This window comes from Candidatus Binataceae bacterium (genome assembly GCA_036495685.1).
Lineage (GTDB): Bacteria > Desulfobacterota > Binatia > Binatales > Binataceae > JAFAHS01.
Genome location: DASXMJ010000123.1, coordinates 1 through 22,006, shown reverse-complemented (window position 1 = coordinate 22,006; position 22,006 = coordinate 1). Strand labels below are relative to the sequence as shown.

Sequence of the window (22,006 nt, the reverse complement as noted above, 5' to 3'; positions counted from 1 at the left end):
ACAACATGGCTGGTCGAATTCCGGCGTTTCCGGCATTCCTCACGTAATCAAACCCATCCAAATGCTCCCATAGCTTAGGGCCCAGATACCGCCCTTGTAGGGTCCGACGACCTCGGGACTCCGTCGGCCAAGCAGCAAAGCCGACGCGCGGGCTTACCCCCTTGGAGCAACGAAGCGCTCGGCACATTCGGCCGACAATGTGAGTGCGACACGATGGCATTGTGAGTTCCGCGATTCTTTTAAGGACAGTGAACCAGGATAGGAAGATAAGTCGCCACCATACTCACTCTGAATGCCATCAAAGAGCCGCCACCAGAGCACTGAGGCTCGGGTTCCGCGATCCACCCGGAAGGCGGCCATTCATCGCGGAGGTTAAATTCTCAAGCGGCGGCCTGCCGACTACGACTTGTCGCAGGCAACCCCGTGCAGTGGCGCGATCGAGTTCTCTGTCCATTTGGAGTCAGAAAGCTGGCGCTCCTTGGTTGTGATCGCAAGCCACGCGCTGACAAGTACCTGCAGATATGGTAGCTAGGGTGCATTCTCCGCGATAGAACGAGGCGGGTGCGCGCAGCATGAAGACTTTCGGCGAGCTCATCGCGGAAGGACGCAAACGGGCGAAGCTGACCCAGCGCGAGTTGGCGGCACGCATCAAGGTCGAGGACGGGCGCCCCATCTCGGCACCTTATCTAAACGATCTGGAACACAATCTCCGTAAACCGCCACGCGGCCACCTGATCGAGCAGTTCGCCCGCCACCTCGACATCGAGGCCGACCTCCTTTACTTCGCGGCCGGACGCGTACCCGGGGACATCCATCCGGGCTCGGCCTCCGAGGATCAGGTGATGGCCGCGTACCGCGCGTTCCGAAAGGAACTCAAGCCGCGCAAGCGCTAGGACCGCTTCGGTGGAATGGGTCCAGGATCCGTGCCGACCGCGACGCCGGGGTGTTCCTCGCTGGCAGGAACGCGTGCAGGACCGGCATCATGATGGTCAGGAGAAAATCCATCCGCGCATCTGACACCCTTCCGGCGGCATCGGCGCCCCGCGTAGTCGTCGGGGCGCCGACCATCCCTTGGCCACCTATCGTTTCATGGTCTGGGTGAACTGGACTCCGACCGACTGCGTTTGGGTAGGAATGGTTCCTCCCGCGGGAACAACGATCGATGACAACGGATCGACCACCGGAGTTTTAAGCGCAAATTGCGGCGAATGCCAACCGGCTTTTCCGGGCAGCCCCCGAATGAACAGTTCCACATTCCGTTCCGCGACCGCCGCGATGGTATGCGAGGGATTGACCCCGGTCGCCGCCGGCAGCGCGGCGCCATCGAGCACGAACAGGCCGGGATAGTTGTGCACCTCGCCGTTCGGGCCGGTCACCCCGGTATCACTTGTTTCGGCCATCACGCATCCGCCGAGGTTATGCACCGACACCGGAATATGCAGGAATCTCCACAGCGGATTCATCGCGACGTTTCCGCCCATCACATTGGCTATGTCTGTCGCCAGGCGCGTCTCGGCGTCGTACAAGGGCTGGTTGGAAGGCACGCCCCATTCGATATCGAGGCGTCGGGTGATGGGGTGCAATTTGATTACCCCGTTGGCAAGGTCCCGACCCATTGCGAGAAATACCGCGGCGTGGTCTGCGTCGGGGGGACTTGGGCTTCCCACCCTTGCGGCCGCTCGGGGTCGCAAGACGTTCAAAACCTCCGACCGCGCAACGAGTGCGACGTCGTCGAGAAAATGGCCGGCGGGATTGATCAGTTGGAGCAGAGAGCCGATCTCTTTGGGATGACCGCCCTCTTCAAAAATGAACCAGTTGGCCGCGCCGCCTTCGATGCGGTCGTACACGATCCCGGTAGTGATGGTCGGGCCCTCAGACGGTTTGAAGGCCTGCTTGGTGTTAAACGCAAAGGCGAGCAGGTCACCGTTGCCCGAGTATCCTTGTCCAAGCCGCGCGCTCAGGGCGGGGAGGGTGGCAAATTCCTCGCGGCATTTGCGCAGCAGCTCGGTCGAGTTCACGGCTCCCGCGCACAGGAATACGTAACGAGCTTCGAGCTCGCGAACCGGCCACCCGCGGCGTGCTCCAGATAGGTCACCTTGTAGCCGCCTGCGACGGCGGGTTCGATCCGGGTTGCCTCGCATTGCGTGCTGATGTCGGCTCCGAAGTCACGAGCAACCTTCAGGTAGTTGAAGTCCAGCGTGTTCTTCGCGTGAAAGTTGCATCCGATATCGCATTCGCCGCAGTAGTGACAGCCGCGTTGCTCGGCCTCGAATTTATTCAGATGAGGAGTTTCCGGCCCAAAGTCGACCGCGATATTCGGGTAGCAGAATTGGTCAAGGCGATGAAGTTGGTCCGCGACTTCTCGCATGAACCGAGTTTTGGTCGGCAGGCCCCGGCTCGATTTGGTGATCGGGTTAATGTCGAGCATGTAGGCGACCAGATCGTAGTAAGGATCGAGCGCGGCCCGCCTATACCCCGCGGGCCATCCCTGGGCGAAGACGGCCTCAGGCGCTCGCAGATGAACATTGGCGTAGATTAGCGACCCGCCACCGAGTCCGGCGGACTGCACCACCGTCATTTGTTGAAGGGATTTTACGTCGAACAGGCCCTGCCCGGTTTCCCAGAGCCATCCATTGAGTGGGTTGTTCCAGTCGCGAGGGAATTCATGGATGTCGTAACGGCGCCCTCGTTCGAGTACCGAGATCCGCAAGCCGGCTTGCGCGAGCCTGCAGGCAGCCACCGATCCTCCGAACCCGGTTCCAATTACGATCGCATCGTAGTTGCCAGCCATAGCTTGCTTTGCCGGCCAAATCGCCTCGCTCCGAGGTCGCGAGCCCTTAGACTCGCGGCCCGCATGGTTAAATATTTCCGTAGCAATAGCAAAATTCGCCGTCAGGCGCGTCTTCTGCGCGAGGCGAGGCCGCACCAAGCAATGATTCCTGTATCAATGCCACGCGCGCGCGCCCGGCGGGCGGCTAGATTCCCAACAACTTCGCTGCGTTGCGCCCGCAGATGGCAGCGCGGTCGGCGCCGCTGAGCGCCGTTATCAGATCGAGCCGCGCGACCGGGTCGTCCATGCCCATATCGAAGGGGAAGTCAGTTCCCAGGACGATCTGGCTTGGGCCTGCCTGCTTGATTAAGAAGCCGAGCTGCTCGGGCGTGTAGACCAGAGAATCGAACCAGATGCGCTTCAGATACTCGCTCGGTGCGAGCCGGCAGGAGTGCGCTTCGGGCCGGACCCGCCATCCGTGATCGAACCGCGCACTATAGAAAGGAAAGTATCCGCCGCCGTGGGCCGCACAGACCTTAAGCCGCGGACAGCGATCGAAAACCCCGGAAAAAACCAGGTGCGCCAGCGCAACCGTGGTTTCGGCGGGATTGCCAATCAAGTTGGAGAAATAGAAAGGGGTGAGCCTCTCGCCCAGCGAGCACCCCATCGGATGGATGAATACCAACGCGCCCAGCTCCTCCGCCTTGCTCCAAAACGGGAGATTGCGCGGGTCGGCAAGCTCGGCACCGTTCACCGCGGTCGAAACCATCACGCCCTTCAAACCCAACTCCCCCACCGCGCCTTGCAACTGCGCCACCGCCAGATCGGGGTGCTGCAGTGCGACAATCCCGAGTCCCACCAGACGGTCAGGACGCTGCGCACAAATCTTGGCGATCTCTTGATTGGCCGTCGCTACGATCCTCTCCGCGAGATCGCGATCGGCCCAGTAGTGATATTGGGAGGGCACCACGCTCACGGTCTGGATGTCGACTGTCATCCGGTCCATCGCGGCGATCCGCTTTTCGACGCTGGTGAGGGCGGGCTGCCAATCGTTGGCCATCAGTTGCCGATTGCGTTCCAGCGAGGCAGCGCCGGTAACCCGCGCCGCCATTTGGACCTCGCGGCGCCATCCGGCCTGTCCGCGTACGAGCTTCTCCACCTCCTCGATAAGGGCGTGCGCGTGGATGTCGATGGCCAGCGACTTCATCGATTCAGAACGGCGATAGTCCGCTCGCGGGTGATCGGCAGATCGCGGATCCTACAGTCCAGCGCACGCGCGACGGCGTTAGCGATCGCCGCGCCGACCGGACCGTGGGCCGCTTCGCCAACCCCGAGCGGGGGGAGCTTCGGCTGGCGAATCAGCTCGATGTGAATTTCGGGCACTTCGTCGAAACCAAGGATTGGGTAGTCCTCCCAGGTCCGCGCGGTGGTACCGGCGGGTCCGAAAGCAATCCGCTCTTTCAGGGTCCAGCTGATTGCCTGCACGATTCCGCCTTCAATCTGGTTGATAACTCCGTCCGGGTTGATCGCCAGGCCCGCATCGACCGCGCAATCGACCCTGGTCACCCGTACCTGCTCGCTCACCTCGACCTGCGCAACCACACCAACATAGGCCGCCGTCGTCTTGTAGCGGCAGAAAGCGATGCCCGCCGCGCGACCGCCTCCGCGCGCGGCGTCCTTATCCCAGCGCGACATACGCGCGGCCGTCTCGACTACGATTCGAGCGCGTGGGTCGGACAGGTTTTGCAAGCGGAACTGAACCGGGTCGATTTTCGCGACCTCGGCGAGTTCGTCCACGAATGACTCGGCCGCGAAAACATTGGCGTAGCCGCCCAGGGTGCGGAGGGCGGAGGTGCGAAACGGCAGGTCCGGGAGGCTGTGAAGGACGATTTTGCGATGCGCCAGATCGTAGGAAGGTTCGCTGTTTCGCGCACCGCCCGCAAAACGCTTCAGATCCTCGTGCACACTCGGAAAAGGAATCGGTGGGTCAATCTGCGTGGCCGCCAGCAACTCTATCCCGAAGAGGTTGGGGCGCCGTCCATGCGGCCCGCTCCAAATCTCGGTCGACCAGTCGACCATCTTTCCCGCCGCGCTAACCGCTCCCTTGATGCGGATGGCCATCGGCGAGCCAACCGGTGCCCAGCCAAACTCGTCGTCGCGCATCCATTGAACCCTCACCGGCCGTGACGGGACTTGCAACGCGAGCAGCGCAGCATCTAGTGCCACGTCATCGGCACCATTGTGCCCGTAGCAGCCGGCACCTTGAACGTGGATCACGATCACTCGTTGGAGGCCGAGTCCAAGCGCGCGGGCCAGGGCAGCGCGTAGCGGAAAGACGCCCTGCGATTGGGTCCAGACCGTGAGCTCGCCGCCGGTAAAGCGTGCGACCGCGCACGATGGACCAATCGATGCATGGGCCAGGGGCGGTTTGGAGTACCACGCCGAGCAACGGACCAGGTCGGGCTGCGCGATGACCGGCTCTCCGATTTCGTTCTGCGAATCGAGTGACGGCTGCTTGAGCAGCCACTCTTTCCAATCCTCGCCAGCAGGGAGCCCCTCATCTTCGATCCAGCGGGCGTTGGCGCGGAGCGCTTCGAGCGCTTTGACCGCCTGGTATTCGCGCTCGCAGCAGACCCCGACAAAGTCGCGATTGCGCCAGACCTTCACGATCCCGGGCAGACGTTTCACGACGGACAGGTCGACTTGGGCCAGATGCGAATCTAGAGAAACGGGGCGCAGCACGCGGCCGTGCAGCATCCGCGGCAGCTCGAGGTCCTGAACAAACGCCCCCCCGAGCAGCTTGGCCGGGAGATCAAGCCGGGCGACATTCTGACCGAGGTAGCTGGCATCAGCAGGATCGGTAAGTGAAGCGCTACCCACCACCGGAAGTTCCCAGTCGACTCCTGCTGCGAGGGCCCAGTAATCGAAACCGGAAGGCTTGCCGTCGAGCAAGATGGCGCCTCCGCTCAGGCTAAGCCTGCCGGCGTCGACCTCGAGCGCACGGGCCGCCTGGCGAAGGAGCGCTTCGCGAGCCTCGGCGCACGCCATGCGTAGGGAGCTTCCGCCAATCTCGATCGACATGCTCCCTGCGGTATAGCTCTCGTCCGGCGAGTAGCGGGTGTCGCCAGAAACGACCTTGATTTTCGCCATCGGCAGCCGCAGTTCCTCGGCCGCGATCTGCGCAAGCGCGGTCAGAATGCCCTGTCCGAGCTCGACCTTGGCGGTGAATACGCGGGCAATGCCCGGCTCACTAAAGTCAATCCACTGGCCAAGACGCGGGTTCTGGCGAAGGCTCCAGGGAAGCTGCACTTCGCTCACTTGCCTGCTCCCAGCGAGATCTTCTTCCAGGCGTTCTCGATCGCGTTGACGATGCGCGTGTGCGACCCGCAACGGCAAAGATTCCCATCGAGCGCGTCAATAATTTTCTTACGCGACGGCTCGTGGTCCTGTTCGATCAACTCTGCCGCCCGCATGATGATTCCGGACAGGCAATAGCCACACTGCCCCGCCTGGTAGTCGACAAACGCCTGCTGCAGCGGATGCATCCGCTCGGCGGTGCCGAGGCCTTCGATGGTGAGGATGGGTTTTCCCTCCACCGACCACACCGGCAATTCGCAGGAACGTTCTGCGCGGCCATCGACCAGTACCGTGCAGGCTCCGCACTGGCCGCTGCCGCATCCGAATCGCGCGCCCTTGAGTTTCAGGTCGTCGCGAAGGACGTAGAGCAGGGGAGTGGCGTCCCAATCGACGATGATCTGATGTTGTAGTCCATTGACCAGAAGGTTGAATTGGTTGCTCATGCTGCCAGAACAGAGAGAGACTTTTTGCGCCAAGAGCCCAGCAGACAACAATTACCTAAAGAAGACGCCCCCGCTTACCTTAAACCGGCGTAATCACCACGTACTCCTGCGCGAGAAAGAACGAGATTGAGCCGCCGTCGATGAACTCCTCGCCATCCCGCATGTCTTCCTTGAATTGCGGGGTCTTCAGTGCGTCGCTCAAAGCAGCCGGACTGTCCCACCACAGCTGAGCAACACCGTCCCAGCGCGGCTCCGCGTATGAGTAGGCTTGGTCGATAACATGAGATTGCACGTACCGGCGGACGCCGGGAATCTTCGCCGCGATGACGCCGTGGATCTCGATCCAATGGCGCCGAAACTCGCCGAGCGACACGCCGGGCTTGCGCCTCATCCGCCACACGGCCTTGACCAGGCCGGGTTTGCGCGGTCCGTCGATGATCACGTGATCGCGCGCGACCAGGAAATCTGACCGCTTGTGGTCGATGAAGTTGGGCTCGTCCCGCGCCGCGCCGTTTAAGAATTCAGGGGCTTCGCGCAGACTGGCGAGCGCCTCGAGGTCGTCCAGCCACACCTCGGCCTCGCCATCGTAGGTCGAGTTGTCGCTCGCGAAGGGGATGCGATGGGTCTGCAGATAACCTTTGAGCTGCGCAATCCGCTTCACTATCGGCGCGTGCGTCTCGCGCCAGTAGCGATGAAACTCCTCCTCACCGAGAGCGGGCTTTCGCGTAATGAAATAGTGTAAGTGAATCATGTGTACCTCCTCGCTCTCGCCACCACGGACGTGCGATAGGTAAGAGGAGCGCTGCAGACCCTGAGTCTATGAAGATCGCAACCTTCAATGTCAACGGTATCGGTGCTCGACTTCCGGCCCTGCTGCGCTGGCTGGGCGAATCCAAGCCGGACGTGGTGTGCCTTCAGGAACTGAAAGCGCCGCAGGACAAGTTTCCTGAAGCGCCGGTGCGCGACGCGGGTTATGGCGTAGTCTGGCATGGTCAAAAAAGTTTTAACGGGGTCGCGATTCTCGCGCGCGGCGCCGATCCGATCGAGCATCGGCGGGCGCTGCCCGGCGATCCCGACGACCTCCACAGCCGCTATATCGAAGCGTTGGTCGATGACGTGCTGATCGGCTGCCTCTATCTCCCTAACGGGAATCCCGCGCCAGGCAACAAGTTCGACTACAAACTTCGCTGGCTCGAGCGCCTGACCACGCACGCGCAAGCGCTGCTCGCCACCAACCGGCCCGTGGTCCTGGCGGGCGACTACAACGTCATTCCCAGTGAGATTGATGTCTACAAACCGGAAAGCTGGGTCGATGATGCGCTGTTCCGCCCGGAAACGCGCGCGGCTTTTGCGCGGCTCCTCGCACAGGGTTGGACCGATGCGTTGCGCAAGTTACACCCCGACCAGCGGGTCTATACGTTCTGGGATTACTTCCGCAATCACTTTGGGCGCGATGCGGGACTGCGGATCGATCACCTGCTGCTCAGCCCGGCGGCCGCCCAGCGCCTGGTCAGTGCGGGCGTCGACCGCGAAATCCGCGGTTGGGAGAAGGCGAGTGACCATGCTCCGACCTGGGTGGTTATCTCAGACAGTTGATTTGCAGATGCGGTTAGGCGACCACGCCAAATTTCGCCTCATGCTTCGCATTGCCACAGCCCCCGCAGACGTTATCTTTTCCAACAATGAAGAAGGGAGACCCGGATGGATGCGCTGACCCAAATGGTGGCCGGACTTGATGGACTGCGGTCCGAGTTGACCGCCCTCTACCAGGACCTGCACCGCAACCCCGAGCTTTCGCTGCAGGAAACCCGGACGGCGTCGAAGGCGGCGGCGCACCTGCGCGGCGAAGGATATTTGGTCACCACCGGAATCGGCAAGACCGGAGTGGTCGGGGTGCTTGAAAATGGTATCGGTCCCACCGTGATGTTGCGCGCCGATATGGACGCGCTGCCGGTGCGCGAGCAGACCGGTCTCGCCTATGCGAGCGCCGCGTCGGGCGTCGATGGCGATGGGGAGCCCGTGCCGATCATGCACGCGTGCGGACATGACCTGCACGTCACCTGCTTGTGCGGCGCCGCGATATTGTTCGCGCGCAATCGCGATCGGTGGGCGGGGCGCCTGATGATGGTTTTTCAACCGGCCGAGGAAATCGGTTGCGGTGCAAAGGGAATGATCGAAGATGGGCTCTTTACTCGCTTCGGCAAGCCCGACGTGGTGCTGGGTCAACATGTCACGCCGACCGCCGCAGGGTCAGTAGCCTGGCGCTCGGGCGTAACCATGTCGGCGGCTGACAGTTTCGAGATCAAGCTCTTCGGCCGCGGCTCCCACGGATCGCGTCCCCAGTCGAGCATCGATCCGATTGTCATGGCGGCGTCGCTGGTCATGCGCTTGCAAACCATCGTGGCTCGCGAGGTTGCGCCCAACGACCAGGTGGTGGTGACGGTCGGCAGCCTGCACGCCGGTACCAAGGAGAACATCATTCCCGATCAGGCATCGATCAAGTTGAACATCCGATCGTTCTCGCCGTCGGTTCGCCAACGGGTTTTGGACGCGGTGCGGCGTATGGCCGCGGCGGAAGCAGCGGCGTCCGGCGCGCCTCGCGAACCCGAGTTTCGTCCGCTCAACAGTTTTCCAATTCTCGCCAACGATCCCGAGGCGACCGGCAAAACCGTTGGTGCACTAACCCGGCATTTTGGCGAGGAGCGCGTGAGCGAGATTGGATTGGTAAACGCCAGCGAGGATTTCGGCGAATTCGCCGCTGCGGCCGGCGCACCTTCGGTGTTCTGGTATTTCGGCGGGCTCGATCCGGAATATCTACGAAAAGCTGCCGAGGAAGACCGACTTGGGGAAGTTCCGAGCAATCATTCGCCCCTCTTCGCCCCAGTCATTGAGCCAACCCTCTCAACCGGGGTGCATGCTCTCGTTGCGGGCGCCCTGAGCTGGCTGCGCACCAAGTGAAACGGCTGGGAGGGGTTCCTGCGTTCGTTCAGATCGGTGCTGCGTGGTATGACGCAAGCAAGGCGCGAGCATGGGTGAAATACTGACCTGCACTTGGGCCCCGACTGTGCTCAGCGGGCCTCAGCTTCTGGGGCAGGGCCGGCGCGGGGCGATGCGGCTCATTCCCGAAGCAAATGGGGACGGACTGCGGGCGTCGATGGTTGAGCCCGTGTTGCGGGCCGAGGAGCTTGGAATCGACTACCTTTTGGTCGCGCAGCGCTGGTGGGGAACCGGTGCGGAAATCGAAGGCTCTTCCTACGATTGCCTGGCGATGACCGCATACTATGCGGCGCTCACCAAACGCATTCGCCTGATCACCGCGGTTCATCCGGGGTTTTTTCTGCCCGCGCCCATCGCTAAATGGGGAGCGTCGCTCGACCGGTTGTCGGGAGGGCGCTGGGCCATCAACGTCACGACCGGATGGCATGAAGCCGAATTCGGCATGTACGGCGCCGACTTGCTTGAGCATGACGAACGCTACGCGCGGTCACGTGAATTTATCGAGGTGCTCCGCGGGGCCTGGTCGCAGGAGGCGCTGGACTATGCGGGCCGCTTCTACCGCATATCGAATCTGCGCCTGGAGCCGCGTCCCATAAGCCCGGCACTCGAAGTGTGGCAAGGCGGCCAGTCTCCGGTGGCATGCGAGATGGCGTCCTCGCATTCCGATTGGATGTTCCTCAATGGCGGACCACCGCAAAAGATTCGTGCGATCATCGGCGAGGTACGGGACCGCGCGGCGCAGGCGGGACGCCGGGTGAGATTCGCGCTCTACTGTATTCCGTTATGCCGCGAAACCGATGCCGAGGCCGAGCGGGATCTGGCCGCCATGCTCGACAAGGTGGATAAGGAGATGATCGCGCGCAGGAATGCCAGGACGGGAGGCGCTCGTGGAATGTGGACTTCGCCGGACGATCGGCTAACCCAGCTCGACACCAACGAAGGGTTCGCCAGCCGCCTCATCGGCAGTCCCAAGACTATCCTGAGCAGGATGCTGGAATTCCACGAACTCGGGGTAGATTGTTTCCATCTGACGCTGCATGATCAACTTTTCAACCGGGAGGTCCTTCCACGGTTGCGGAATGCCGCAGCATAGACATGGTCTCTCCCCTGCCAGTTCACAGCGGTGCCTGGAACCAGTCGGACCGTCGGCGTGCTTGTGGGTAGGTGTTGCCAACTAGTCTCCGGTTGAGCACTACCTTGCGCAGGTTACGGGAGAGACTCTGTGAAATCGGGTGCCATCATCACGATCGAGGCGCCGGAGCTGTGGCAGCAGCTCGCGGGCTTTGAGCTGTTCGCGAATTTTACCGAAAAAGAACGCCTCTCGTTCATCTGGGCTTTCGAACGCGAAGCGCTCATGTGCGTGCACCGTTTTGCGAGCGGGGAATTCGCCTGCCGCAAAGGTGAATATCAGCTTGACCTCTGTTTCATCCTGCGCGGAACCGTCGACCTCTACGACCGTACGGCTGACGGAAGCGCCTTTAAAGTCGCGTCGCTTTCCGAGGGCGACTTTTTTGGCGAGCTGGGCGCAATCCGTGGCCAGCCACGCACAACCGACGTAGTGGCCGCGGCCGACGATACCAGATTGCTCTACATTCCACGCCATTGCCTCACCTTTCTGATGGGCAACCCGGTCGCGCGGCGGATGGTGACCGAACGCTACCAGGAACGCGCGATCCGGGTGCTCGCCCAGGGACTCGAGCTGTTCAAGGGTGTTGCGCAGGAGTTTATCGAACACCTGGTCGGGTGGTGCGAAATCGTGCGCTACGAGACGCGCGGGATTCCGCTGATTCAACAGGGGGAGGAAGCGGACGCGCTGTACATCGTGAGCGACGGAGCCGTTCAGATAGTGGTCGATGGCCCGGACGGCTCCCATCGCATTCTGGAGTACCTTCGCGCTGGAGAATTCTTCGGCGAGATGGCGTTGCTTGGGGGCGGAGCGCGGTCCGCCAATGTGCTCACCGCCGGCAGATGTGAACTGGTCAAGCTCAACGGCACCACGTTCATGGAGTTGTGCCAACGTTACCCCGAGGTCGAAAAGCACGTGCGCGGCGTGATCGAGCGGCGCCAGCGGCAGGAAAAGCTCATCACCCCGGAAATTTCCGACCTCCTGGAGAAGAGCGGCCAATTGGGTTACGTGCAGGCCGCCGCGCTGCTGGTGATGGACCTGGACCTGTGTGTCAAGTGCGACAACTGCGTGAAGGCCTGCGAATCTTTGCACGGTGAAAGCCGGCTGGTCCGCAGCGGGGTCACGATCGGCAAGTACCTGGTGCCGGTCGTGTGCCGCCATTGCGAAGACCCCAGATGCATGAACAGCTGCCCAACGGGTGCCGTGGAACGCCGACCGGAAGGGGAAATTTATTTCCAGTACGACATGTGCATCGGGTGCGGCAACTGCGCGATCGCTTGCCCCTACGACAGCATCGCGATGATCGAGACCGGCAAATTCGATCGCGCGCAGGCAAAAAAGGCCGCGGCGGTTGGCCGGCCCTTTTATCGGCCTTACCCGGTTGCTTCTCACTCCGCTGCGCCGGGTCTCTGGGAGCGGATTTCTTCCGGCCATGCCAGGGGTCAACGCGAGCGCCTCGCGGGTGGGGAGTTTGTGCAAATACGCGATCGCAACGATACGGTCAAAGCCGAGACGCAAGCTCAGCTCGCGGCTGGGCCTCATGTTGCGGTTGCCTTTCCGATCAAGTGCGACCTGTGTGACGGATTGCCCTTCATGGGATGTGTGCACAATTGCCCAACCGGCGCGGCGATGCGCGTTTCTTCGGCGACCCTGTTCGGACAAACAAAGGCGATCAGAGGGGGCTCGGCCCCGCTCCGTAAAGCTGGCTGAGGCCGCCTGCCACCGCCGACCAGAGTCGGAGCACCGCTTGGAGCTCGCGAGCGAACGGCCCGAGGATTTCCACACCAGCCGCGCTGCTTGTACGCCAGCCCCGGCGTGCTGCCGTTGGCTCGTACATGTGCTCTCGATTGACACTGCGCGGTCGACGGGTTAAGCGAAACCATCGTGGAAGTGACCGGCGCCGTCGTCACAACCCCACCGCAGGAGCTCTGGCAGGAGCTCTCGCGCTTCCAAGTCTTTGCGACCTTCACTGAACAACAGCGGACCTCGTTTCTCAACACATATCAGCACGAGGCCGGTATGTGCGTCCGCCGTTTCGCCGGCGGCCAGCTTATCTGCAAGAAAGGCGAATACGAGCTGGATCTTTGCTTCATCCTGCGCGGCAAGGTCGACCTCTACGATGTGGCCGCTGACGGCAGCCGGGTAAAGGCGGCATCAATTCCCGCGGGGGCTTTTTTTGGCGAACTCGGCGCGCTAGGCGGTTTGGCGCGCACCACCGATGTAGTGGCGGCCGAGGAGGGCGCAGAGTTGTTTTACCTTCCGCGTCACTGCCTCAAGTTCCTGATCAGCAACACCGAAGCACGGCAGATCGTCACGGATCGCTACCACGACCGTGCGGTTCGGGTGCTGGCGCAGGAACTCGAGTTGTTCAAGGGCGTTCCCAAGGAGTTTATCGATCGGCTGATCGACCGCTGTGAAATCCAACGCTACGACCTGCGCGGAATTGCGCTGGTTCGACAGGGGGAGGATCCCGACGGGTTCTACATCGTGCGCGATGGATTCGTGCAGGTGGTGTTTCAGCGCGCGGACGGATCGCATCGCATTCTCGCTTATCGGCGGGTTGGCGAATTTTTCGGCGAGATGGCGCTGCTTGGTGGCGGGAAACGCTACGCCAGTGTGCTCACCGCCGGCAAATGCGAGGTAGTCAAGATCCGCGCTGCCGATTTCCTGGAGCTGTGCAAACGCTACCCGGGGGTGGAGGCGCACGTGCGCTCGGTAATCGAGCAACGCCACCAGGAAGAGGATCTGATCACGCCGGAGATTTCCGAACTGCTCGAACGGAGCGGGCAGCTCGGCTACGTGCAGGCCGATGCGTTGCTGGTGATGGACCTGGACCTGTGCATCAAATGCGACGCCTGCGTGCAGGCCTGCGAATCCCTGCACGGCGAAAGCCGCCTCATTCGCAATGGTGTGGCGGTCGGCAAATACCTGGTGCCAGCCGCCTGCCGCCACTGCGACGATCCGAAATGCATGAACAGCTGCCCGACCGGCGCCATCAAGCGTCGGCCGGAAGGCGAGATCTATTTCCAGTACGACATGTGCATCGGATGCGGTAACTGCGAGATCGCCTGTCCCTACGACAACATCGCCATGATCGAGACCGGCAAATTCGACCGCGCCCAGGCCAAGAAGGCCGCGGTGGTGGGGGCAAACTTTTTTCGTCCCTATCCGGTTGCTTCACACGCCGCGGCCCCGCGGCTGTGGAACCGGATTTTTGCCGGCCACGAGAAAGGCGACCCCGCGCGCCTGGCCACCAACGAATTCACCGAAGTGCGCCAGCACAATGACGCGGCCCGCGAGGCCGCCGAAGCACCGGCCCCGGCGGCTCATCCGCACGTTCCGATCGCGTTTCCCATCAAATGCGACCTGTGTGACGGTCTGCCGTTCATGGGGTGCGTCCACAATTGTCCGACCGGCGCCGCGATGCGGATCACCTCGGCGACGCTGTTCGAGCAGACCGGCGCGGTCAAGCACGGTCCAGCTCCGGTGCGCAAAGCAACCGGAGGAAACGACTAGGATCGTTGATGTCACGCTGGTCGCCCTCCGCTGCATACCCCTCTGTAAGCTTGCCCGCAGGCGCGCAGCTTGGTGAAAGCGCCCGCTCCAACCCCGGGCACTGGGCAGCCAAGTGAGCGGGGCCACCGCACGGCGCTCGACGATCACCGTCTCACGGCGGGCGCGCGCCCTTCCGCTCAACGCGGCCTTGTGGATGGTGCTGTGCGCGCTGGTTGTGCTCATCGCCCATTCAGCTGCCGAGGCACGCGGGCTCAAGGTTTCCGAATACTGGAGCGGAACAATATCGCTGGTCGGTTTTGTAAGCCTGGGGTGGTACAGCGTGCGCAAGCGCTCGCTCTGGTTTTCGCTGCGGGTGCTGCGCATCACGGGACGCATTCTGCCGGCGAGCTGGCAGCAACGCATGATCGTGGTGGATCGCCTGGAAAGTTGGCGGGCGGTGCACATCACGCTGGGAATCCTGGTTGTGTTGCCGCTGTGGTGGCACATGAGCAGTGGCCTGATGAGCCCGGTGGAAACGCTGCTGGCGTTGACGGTCGCGCTGTTGCTCTTGAGCGGCGTGTTGGGCGTGGCAATTCAGGAGTATCTGCCGCCCGTGATCGAGACGATGCCCGAACGCGAAGTACGCCTACAGGATGTCGCTTCGCGTGTCGACGCCACCTACGTCGAAGCGGAAGAAAAAGTGCTGGGTCATTCGGAAGCGCTCGTGCAAGCGTACCTGAAGAATCTCAAGCCGATTTTGGAGGCGGATCGGATCGCATCGCGATGGCGCCTTCTGGGAGCGACGCTAAAGCGACGCGACCTGGGATCCGAAATGTGTGCGCAGTGGCAGCAGGCGCCTGCGCAGTTCGGTGATGACGCCGCGGCGTGGAAGGAGCTGGTCGACCTCACGGCGCGCAAACTGAATCTCGAGCACAACGCCTTCAACCTGAATTTCAGCACCGAGTGGCTCACCGTTCATATCGTGCTTGCGGTGTGCACTTTCGGGCTGCTGATCTTTCATGTCGTCGGGGTGCTGTACTTCTACGGGCTATGACGCGGCGTGGCTTTCTGGTCGTAGTTGGCTGTTCGGCGCTGCTGATTGTCGGGATCGCGCTTGCGCTGCACAGCAGCTATTCGCCGGGCACCTTGCTGCGCGGCCATCAGACCTTCAGCGCGGATTGCGCAACGTGTCATGAGCCGTGGCGCGGGGTCCAGGTCGCAAGTACCGGGTGCGTCGATTGTCACGGGCAAATGCCGAGCAATCCGCATTCCGATACCAAGGTCAGCGACCCCAGCTCAGGAGTAGTTGCGGGCAAGTCGATCGTCAATTTCCACGACAACCTCGCCTGCCTGTCTTGTCACACCGATCACATCGGCGCCGTGGTCAATTTCGCAATGGTGTCTGGCAACAACTGCGCGTGGTGCCACCAGCACGACTCGATCGAGGACGTGAGTGCGCACGGCAAGAAGCCGATGCTGCTGATGGGTGCCCCAATCCAGCTCTTCGACAAGGCGTTCTCCCATCAACAGCACCTTGCGGACACCATCGATCACCTGCAAAAGGCGCAGGCCGAGGTGCAGAGGCTGCGCTCTGCGGAACGAAAGAAGCAGGCCGCAACCGAGGTCGCCGCGCTGAGCGCGGTGCTCGACTCCTCCGGAAAGCACCTGCAGTGCCACACCTGTCACGTGGCGCAGCCGTGGCGGCCGAACGCGCCCGAGCGCCTTTCGATCGCGATGGCCGGGTGCGCGATTAGCAACTGCCATGCGAGCTGGCGCGATCCGGAGCTGGCGCTGAGCTCGATCGCTCCGCAGTACGCGGCCCAGCGTTCCTCGGATACGCCGCAACCCCTCCTAATCGACTATGTCGCGGCCGATCGCTTTCAGTTCGTCCGGGCGGTGTTCGGGCATTCCGTGGGCCACCTCCAGTCCAACTGCATCGTCTGCCATACCGACATGGAGAGTTCGGCCAAGCCCGGCGACTTCCACAGCAAACGAGTTGCGAATTGTTTCGGCTGTCACGCGCACCAGGCTGGCAAGGCCGGATTGGAGCAGGCCTCCGCGTCGGGCCGCCGCATTTTCCAGGGCAGCGTCGCGATGGCGGCGGTGCTCCCACCCTCCGCAGAAAGAAAGGTCACCGGCTGCGCCGAGTGTCATGCCTTCCATCTCAATTACAAGGGCGCGGAGAAGGTGAAAGACTTTCCGCATCCCGCGCCCCTGGTGCGTCCCCATCCGGCCCAGGGGCTGCTACTGGCAGGCTATGGCGTCCGGTTGTCCTTTCCTCCGCAAGGTAGACCGCAGATTCAGATCCAACCCACGCGGTGGCGCCCGTGGACGATCGGCCTTGCCGCAATGGCGCTGCTGGCGGTCGGCGCCTTTGCCTACGCGCGCTATCTGCCGGCGGTCGCGGTCGCCAAGCGTGTACGCGGAAGCGTCGCTCCGCAGCGAATCGCGGAGGTACCCGCGCTCGACGACAGCTATCAGAGCAACGTCACCGGGCTATACGTCGTGGGCGAGACGGCGGGTACCGCATCGATCAACCTGGCGATGCGTTCCGGGAGGCAGGCGGTCGAATTTGTCGCCAGCGCGCTCAAGGGACTTAAGCCGGCCCCGCAACCCGAGGTCTACGACGTGGCGATCGTGGGATGCGGGCCAGCGGGAATCGGCGCGACGACTACCGCAAAGAGCCAGGGCCTCAACTACATCGCGCTCGAAAAGACCACTGCCGCGAGCACGATCCGAAATTATCCGCGCGGCAAATTTGTGCAATCCACGCCGATCGACATCAATGAATACGGCACCTTCATGATGGAAGGCGATAATTCCAAGGAGGGACTGGTCAAGAAGTGGCAGGAGATGCTGGTGACCATTCAGGTCGCCATCCAGGAACGCGAGGAGGTCACGGAAATCAACCGCGCCGAAGACTTTTTTGAAATCTCGACGTCATCGGGCAAGAACTTCAAGACGCGGTACGTGATTCTCGCCATCGGGGTGCGCGGAGCGCCTCGCAAGCTTAACCTGCCTGGCGAAGCGCCCGAGCGGGTCTTCTACAATCTCATCGAACCCGAGGAATACCACGACCGGCGTATCCTGGTAGTGGGCGGCGGCAACGCGGGAGCGGAGGTAACGCAGGCGCTGGCGAATCCGGAACTGCGCAACGTGGTAAGTTATTCCTACCGCGATGCTACTCTCGGACCGCCCGTCACCCCGGAGAATGCGGAGAAAATCAGCGCACTACAGCAGCAAGGTCTGATAACTGCCTACCCGATGAGCCAGTTGCTGGAAATCAAGGAGCGGAAGGTGGTTCTTGGACCCCGCGTGGCGCAATCTGCTGCCAACCTCACCGGAGGGCCGGGCACCGTCGTTCTCTCAGAGCCCAGGGAACTGGAAAACGACGTCATCTTCGCGATGCTGGGCGCGGAACTGCCGACCCGGCTTATGAAGTCCTTCGGGATACGAATGATGCGGAAGGGGCACTAGGGAAGATCCGCGTGGAACGAGTTGGGAACTTCTCCGTGGCTCTTGTCATACCGCGAACGCATTAAGCAGCACCCCGCCCAACAGGCCGCCCTCGATCTTGCGGAGCATTCCGCCATATACCGCGATCATATAGGCGAAGGCATCTTCCCCCCCGAGCGCGACGATTTCGGCGCCCTTGCGCTCGATTCGCGAAAGCAGGTCCCCATACCAGCGCCGGTATTGTTCGTTCACCTCCTCGGCGGAATCGAGTTTCCATCCGGCGGCGGCGAGGTCGTCCGGGATTCGCGACGTCTCGATCGGATGCGGAACGATCGTCCCGGCATTTACCACCAGCGGATCCCGCGCCAGTCCACCGCGATCAGAGTAGTCGAAGATAACCAGACGCGCGCCCACTTGGGCAACTTGTCTCAGTGCCGCGAGCGCCTCGCACTGCGCGTCGAAGGCATAGAACGCGTTCAGCATATAGATGACGTCGAAGCGGCGGGCGAGCGCGCGGGAAACCTCCAGGACATCGCACGCCTCGAATTGGATGCCCGGGTAGTTGGCTCGCGCGTATTCTATGGAATCGCCGTCCCGATCGATTCCCGCGGCGATTTGACCCCATCCGTTGCGCCGCAAGAAAGCGATGGTTCCACCGCGGCCGCATCCGACATCAAGAATTGATTGCCGGGGATGTTTAGGGACCGCGCTGAACGCCAGCTCGATCGCTTCTTCCTCACCCGCGTGCGCATAGTCGCCCCCGCGTACCAGCGCGAGCAGGTGCTTGCCGGCAAACGAGTTCATCTGGCGCAGGGTGATGCCGGGCGCCCGACCCATCCTAGACCCCGCACTACGATAGACGCGCAGCTTACGTCGACCCGCCAAGCGGCGGGCTACTCGCAACTTGCCGACGATTCGCGATGCCAACGCGCCATAGCCTTGCACAAGGATGACTCAGCCGACCGAGCCATCCAGAGAATCGACAACCTCGATCGAGGTGCGAACTTATCGCGACCCAACTCGCGCTCTGAGGCCGCACCGCTTACTTCTTGGTGAAGACGAAGTGCTTCTCCATGTTTGCACCCACCGCGTCGAGGTGTTTGCAGTACGCGTTGAATCCGCCGTTGTAGTTGCCGTCCTGACGACGCTGAAACTCGCCCTCAAAGTTGTAGTACCCGGGAGTGCAATCCTGGTTGCGAGTGGTCTTGCCACGATGCGCGATGACCTCCTGCACCCACTGTTCCTCAGACTCGGGGGTGACGTCGATCGCCTGATGGCCGCTGCGGCGCGCGTAGTCGATGCACACCGCGATGTGATCGCCTTGCGCCTGCAGCATGTCGGTCAGGTTGAACTGAAAAGACGCCTGGTAGCCACCCATGATGAACAGATTGGGGTAGCCTTGCGTGTGGATACCCAGCATGGTGCGGATGCCACTGGCATATTTGTCGTTCAGGTCGCGTCCGCCCTCCCCCACAATCCGGTTGTAGATGCCGGTTTTCTGCACCTCGAAACCGGTCGCGTAGATGAGCACGTCAAGTTCGTACTGCTTACCCTCGAATATCGGACCCTTCTCGTTTATTTCGGTAATTCCTTTCCCCTGCGTGTCGATCAAATGGACGTTGGGCAAATTGAAGGTCGGCAGGTAGTCGTCATGGAAGCAGGGCCGCTTGCACATCAACATGTACCACGGCTTGAGCGCTTCGGCCGTCGCTTTGTCCTTGACCGTCTCCTCGATGCGCTTGTGGATCCGCATCATCGCATCGATGTTGGCATTCTCCTGCCGGCGGACTTTCTCTTCACGCGACATCGCCTCATAGCGGGCTTTCTGCTCGGGAGTGAGCTCGGGTTCCATGCGCGCCTTAGCGCGCCGTTTCGTCTGCCACCCGGGCTTCAACCTTTTTGCCCATTCCGGATCAGTTTCCCAATCGTCGCGGATATCGATCGAAGAAGGGGTCCGCTGGAACACATACAGTTCCTTGGCGTTCGCGCCGAGCTCCGGAATGGCCTGCACGGCGGTCGCTCCCGTGCCGATGATCCCCACGACCTTGTCGGACAGGCGTGAGAGATCCGGCCCGGTGTACTCGTAGTCCCAGCGCGAGGTGTGGAAGGAATACCCTTTGAAAGTCTCCATTCCCTTGATCTTGGAGAGCTTGGGCTTGGACAGAGTGCCATTGGCGCAGATTACGAACCGCGCCTTCATGTGGTCGCCGCGGTCGGTGGTGACATGCCACATCTGTTCGGCTTCGTCCCACGCCGTGGAGGTGACCGTGGTCTGAAAGACCGCGAGTTCGTAGAGGTTGTACCTTTTTGCGATGGCCTGGCAGTACGAGAAAATCTCATCGCCCCGCGCGTAGTGGCGGGTGGGCACGTAACCGGTTTCATCGAGCAGCGGCAGGTAGTCGTATGCGACCACATCGCATGCCACGCCGGGATAGCGGTTCCAATACCAGGTCCCGCCCACGTCGGCGCCGCGCTCGACGATGCGAATGCTCTCGACTCCGCGTTCGCGCAGGCGGGCGGAAGTCAACAGGGCGGAAAACCCACCCCCGATGAATAGGACTTCGACGGTATCGTTGATCGGCTCGCGGGGCGTAACCTCGCTGCCGAACGGATCCACCTCGTACCTGGCCAGTGGTCCGGTCAGCTCAGAGGTGTATTGCGCAGTCCCCTCCGGTCGGTAGTTCAGCCGGAGGTCTCGCTCTTCGCCGAACTTCTTCTTGATTTCCTCGTAGTATTCCTGCGGCCGTTTGGGCTTGGTAAGACCACTCATCATGCCGATCGCCGGGTTGTCGTGGGTATCTGCCATTTTGGTCAGCTCCTCGATCGAATTTTCTTCGATCCCGTAGCCAGATAGCAAGCTCTATTGATGAAGTTTAGAGCGCCCCGGACCAGGGTGTTTGGCGTAGCAACGCGGGACCTCGGCGTTCCAAACCTCCGCAAATGGTGCGCACAGGAATCGCGTTCTCCGGTCACGGGCAGGAACGCCTGCGCGATCACTTTCAAAGGGGCAGGTGGTCTACTGGGGGGGAGGTGGTCTACGGCAAAACCTGCTGAGAGCGACCGCCGCCTCGTCAGGAGGCATTCCATCGACATCGATGCCCAAGTGTTGTAAACGAACTCGAACTTCGGCGGAGGACTCGCTCGGATGGCGTTGAAAGTGGTTGGGGCGGGATTTGGCAGGACTGGCACGTTGTCGCTCAAGAACGCGCTGGAAAAGATCGGCTACGGCCCCTGTTATCACATGTTGGAAGTATTTCCGCGGCCGGATCATGTGGCGCTGTGGCATAGTGCGGCGTTCGGCAAACCGGTCGACTGGGACCTGCTGTTTCGCGACTTCTCCGCAACGGTCGATTGGCCCTCCACTCGATGGTGGCGGGAACTCGCGGATCATTTTCCGGATGCGAAGGTGCTGCTCTCGCTGCGCGACCCGGAGTCCTGGTATCAAAGCATGCGCGACACCATCTATCAGCCAATGACCTGGCCGCTTTCGGATGACGCACCCGAGTTGGTCCGCCAGCAGAACCAGATGGTGCGCAAGGCGATCCTCGACGACACCTTTGACAACCGTTTCGAGGACAAAGCGCACGCGATTGCGGTGTTCAACCGGCACAACCAGGAAGTTCGCGACACGATCGATTCGAAGCGTCTGCTGGTGTTCGAAGCGCGACAAGGGTGGGAGCCCTTATGCCGCTTCCTGGAAGTGTCAGTTCCGGACGAACCCTATCCGCGAGTTAACGACACCGCCTCCACCCAGGCGATGATTTTACGGATGCGCGAAGTAATGCGGCGAGCCTCGCAATCCTGAGACGAAAAACCCGGACTCGCTAAGCTCATGGGAGCGCCTACCGAAAGGCGCGTCGTTAACCAACGCCGCGCGGAACTGGCACCGAACGGAAACCACTGCACAATGTCAACGGCGGAGAGTCAGGATCTCAAGCATCAACGTTTGCGGACCGTGAACCGTAGACCCGCCCAATCGTCGTCGATGCGGGTTATCTTGAAGTCGACCAGGCCTGCGTCGAGGCCGGCTCTTCGAACGGTCAGCTGCGTCAGTCGGATATCCCCCTCAGAGGATGCGTTCTTGTTCCACAAGATCCAGAGCCCGCCCGAGCTGGCGTGTTGCTGCATCGCCGACATCTCACCGACCAGAACGGCGTGGGAATGCACAAACCACATCGTCAGATCGCGCGGAGCTTTACTCTGAGCTATCAGTTTGGCGCCGGACGGCAACTCGCCGAGCTTGGCCTTCAGTCCCGGTGGCGCACCGCGGACGGCGACGATGCTGCCGGTTTTGATCCCGAGCTTTTTCGCGAGTGGAGCGCTCTCATAGGCCGCGAAAACCGACAGCAATCGAGCCCCGAG

At 61.8% G+C, this 22,006-nt stretch carries 18 protein-coding genes; 9 read left to right on the top strand and 9 right to left on the bottom strand.

What is annotated here, in order from left to right; all coding sequences use genetic code 11:
- Positions 1-572: 572 nt before the first annotated feature.
- Positions 573-893: a helix-turn-helix transcriptional regulator gene (locus tag VGI36_12340; protein HEY2485934.1), complete on the top strand. Its 321-nt coding sequence runs from the start codon at positions 573-575 to the stop codon at positions 891-893.
- Positions 894-1,079: 186 nt separating this feature from the next.
- Here VGI36_12340 and VGI36_12335 read toward each other — a convergent pair whose 3' ends face one another.
- From VGI36_12335 to VGI36_12310, 6 genes are all read right to left on the bottom strand, one after another.
- Positions 1,080-2,018, bottom strand: coding sequence for a GMC oxidoreductase (locus VGI36_12335; GenBank protein HEY2485933.1), 939 nt, complete (start codon positions 2,016-2,018; stop codon positions 1,080-1,082).
- The gene (locus VGI36_12330) at positions 2,015-2,791 is read right to left on the bottom strand and encodes a GMC family oxidoreductase N-terminal domain-containing protein (protein ID HEY2485932.1); all 777 of its coding nucleotides are present in this window, start codon (positions 2,789-2,791) and stop codon (positions 2,015-2,017) included. The genes VGI36_12335 and VGI36_12330 overlap by 4 nt, the downstream gene beginning before the upstream one ends.
- Before the next feature lie 184 nt (positions 2,792-2,975).
- Positions 2,976-3,977, bottom strand: coding sequence for an amidohydrolase family protein (locus tag VGI36_12325; GenBank protein ID HEY2485931.1), 1,002 nt, complete (start codon positions 3,975-3,977; stop codon positions 2,976-2,978).
- Positions 3,974-6,088, bottom strand: a complete 2,115-nt coding sequence (locus tag VGI36_12320; GenBank protein HEY2485930.1) for a molybdopterin cofactor-binding domain-containing protein — start codon at positions 6,086-6,088, stop codon at positions 3,974-3,976. The genes VGI36_12325 and VGI36_12320 overlap by 4 nt, the downstream gene beginning before the upstream one ends.
- Positions 6,085-6,570, bottom strand: a complete 486-nt coding sequence (locus tag VGI36_12315; protein HEY2485929.1) for a (2Fe-2S)-binding protein — start codon at positions 6,568-6,570, stop codon at positions 6,085-6,087. Before VGI36_12315 ends, VGI36_12320 begins: the two co-directional genes overlap by 4 nt.
- 79 nt (positions 6,571-6,649) lie before the next feature.
- The gene (locus VGI36_12310) at positions 6,650-7,321 is read right to left on the bottom strand and encodes an EthD family reductase (protein HEY2485928.1); all 672 of its coding nucleotides are present in this window, start codon (positions 7,319-7,321) and stop codon (positions 6,650-6,652) included.
- 68 nt (positions 7,322-7,389) lie between these two features.
- Here VGI36_12310 and xth point away from each other — a divergent pair, with 68 nt between their 5' ends.
- The 7 genes from xth (at position 7,390) to VGI36_12275 (ending at position 17,665) form a co-directional block, all read left to right on the top strand.
- The gene (gene xth / locus VGI36_12305; GenBank protein HEY2485927.1) at positions 7,390-8,166 is read left to right on the top strand and encodes an exodeoxyribonuclease III; all 777 of its coding nucleotides are present in this window, start codon (positions 7,390-7,392) and stop codon (positions 8,164-8,166) included.
- A 105-nt stretch (positions 8,167-8,271) separates the two neighbouring features.
- On the top strand, positions 8,272-9,528 hold the full coding sequence (locus VGI36_12300) for an amidohydrolase (protein HEY2485926.1): 1,257 nt from the start codon (positions 8,272-8,274) through the stop codon (positions 9,526-9,528).
- Between the two features lie 70 nt (positions 9,529-9,598).
- Positions 9,599-10,660 (top strand): LLM class flavin-dependent oxidoreductase, encoded by a 1,062-nt coding sequence (locus VGI36_12295; GenBank protein HEY2485925.1) that lies wholly within the window; start codon positions 9,599-9,601, stop codon positions 10,658-10,660.
- Positions 10,661-10,789: 129 nt separating this feature from the next.
- The gene (locus VGI36_12290; GenBank protein HEY2485924.1) at positions 10,790-12,403 is read left to right on the top strand and encodes a cyclic nucleotide-binding domain-containing protein; all 1,614 of its coding nucleotides are present in this window, start codon (positions 10,790-10,792) and stop codon (positions 12,401-12,403) included.
- Positions 12,404-12,577: 174 nt separating this feature from the next.
- Complete coding sequence (locus tag VGI36_12285; GenBank protein HEY2485923.1) at positions 12,578-14,209, top strand: cyclic nucleotide-binding domain-containing protein; 1,632 nt, start codon at positions 12,578-12,580, stop codon at positions 14,207-14,209.
- A gap of 112 nt (positions 14,210-14,321) precedes the next feature.
- Positions 14,322-15,242, top strand: a complete 921-nt coding sequence (locus VGI36_12280; protein HEY2485922.1) for a hypothetical protein — start codon at positions 14,322-14,324, stop codon at positions 15,240-15,242.
- Positions 15,239-17,665 carry an NAD(P)-binding domain-containing protein gene (locus VGI36_12275; protein ID HEY2485921.1) on the top strand — a complete coding sequence of 809 codons (2,427 nt, stop codon included), beginning with the start codon at positions 15,239-15,241 and terminating at the stop codon, positions 17,663-17,665. The genes VGI36_12280 and VGI36_12275 overlap by 4 nt, the downstream gene beginning before the upstream one ends.
- Positions 17,666-17,710: 45 nt before the next feature.
- Here the strand turns inward: VGI36_12275 and VGI36_12270 are convergent, their stop codons facing one another.
- Positions 17,711-18,481 carry a class I SAM-dependent methyltransferase gene (locus tag VGI36_12270; GenBank protein ID HEY2485920.1) on the bottom strand — a complete coding sequence of 257 codons (771 nt, stop codon included), beginning with the start codon at positions 18,479-18,481 and terminating at the stop codon, positions 17,711-17,713.
- Positions 18,482-18,686: 205 nt separating this feature from the next.
- A complete protein-coding gene (locus VGI36_12265; GenBank protein ID HEY2485919.1) occupies positions 18,687-20,450 on the bottom strand; it encodes an NAD(P)/FAD-dependent oxidoreductase in 1,764 nt (587 codons plus the stop codon).
- A 339-nt stretch (positions 20,451-20,789) separates the two neighbouring features.
- On the opposite strand from VGI36_12265, the gene VGI36_12260 reads away from it, so the two are divergent.
- Positions 20,790-21,449, top strand: coding sequence for a sulfotransferase (locus VGI36_12260; protein ID HEY2485918.1), 660 nt, complete (start codon positions 20,790-20,792; stop codon positions 21,447-21,449).
- Positions 21,450-21,583: 134 nt separating this feature from the next.
- On the opposite strand, the gene VGI36_12255 is transcribed toward VGI36_12260, so the two are convergent.
- A partial coding sequence (locus VGI36_12255) for a hypothetical protein (GenBank protein ID HEY2485917.1) occupies positions 21,584-22,006 on the bottom strand: 423 nt, incomplete at its 5' end.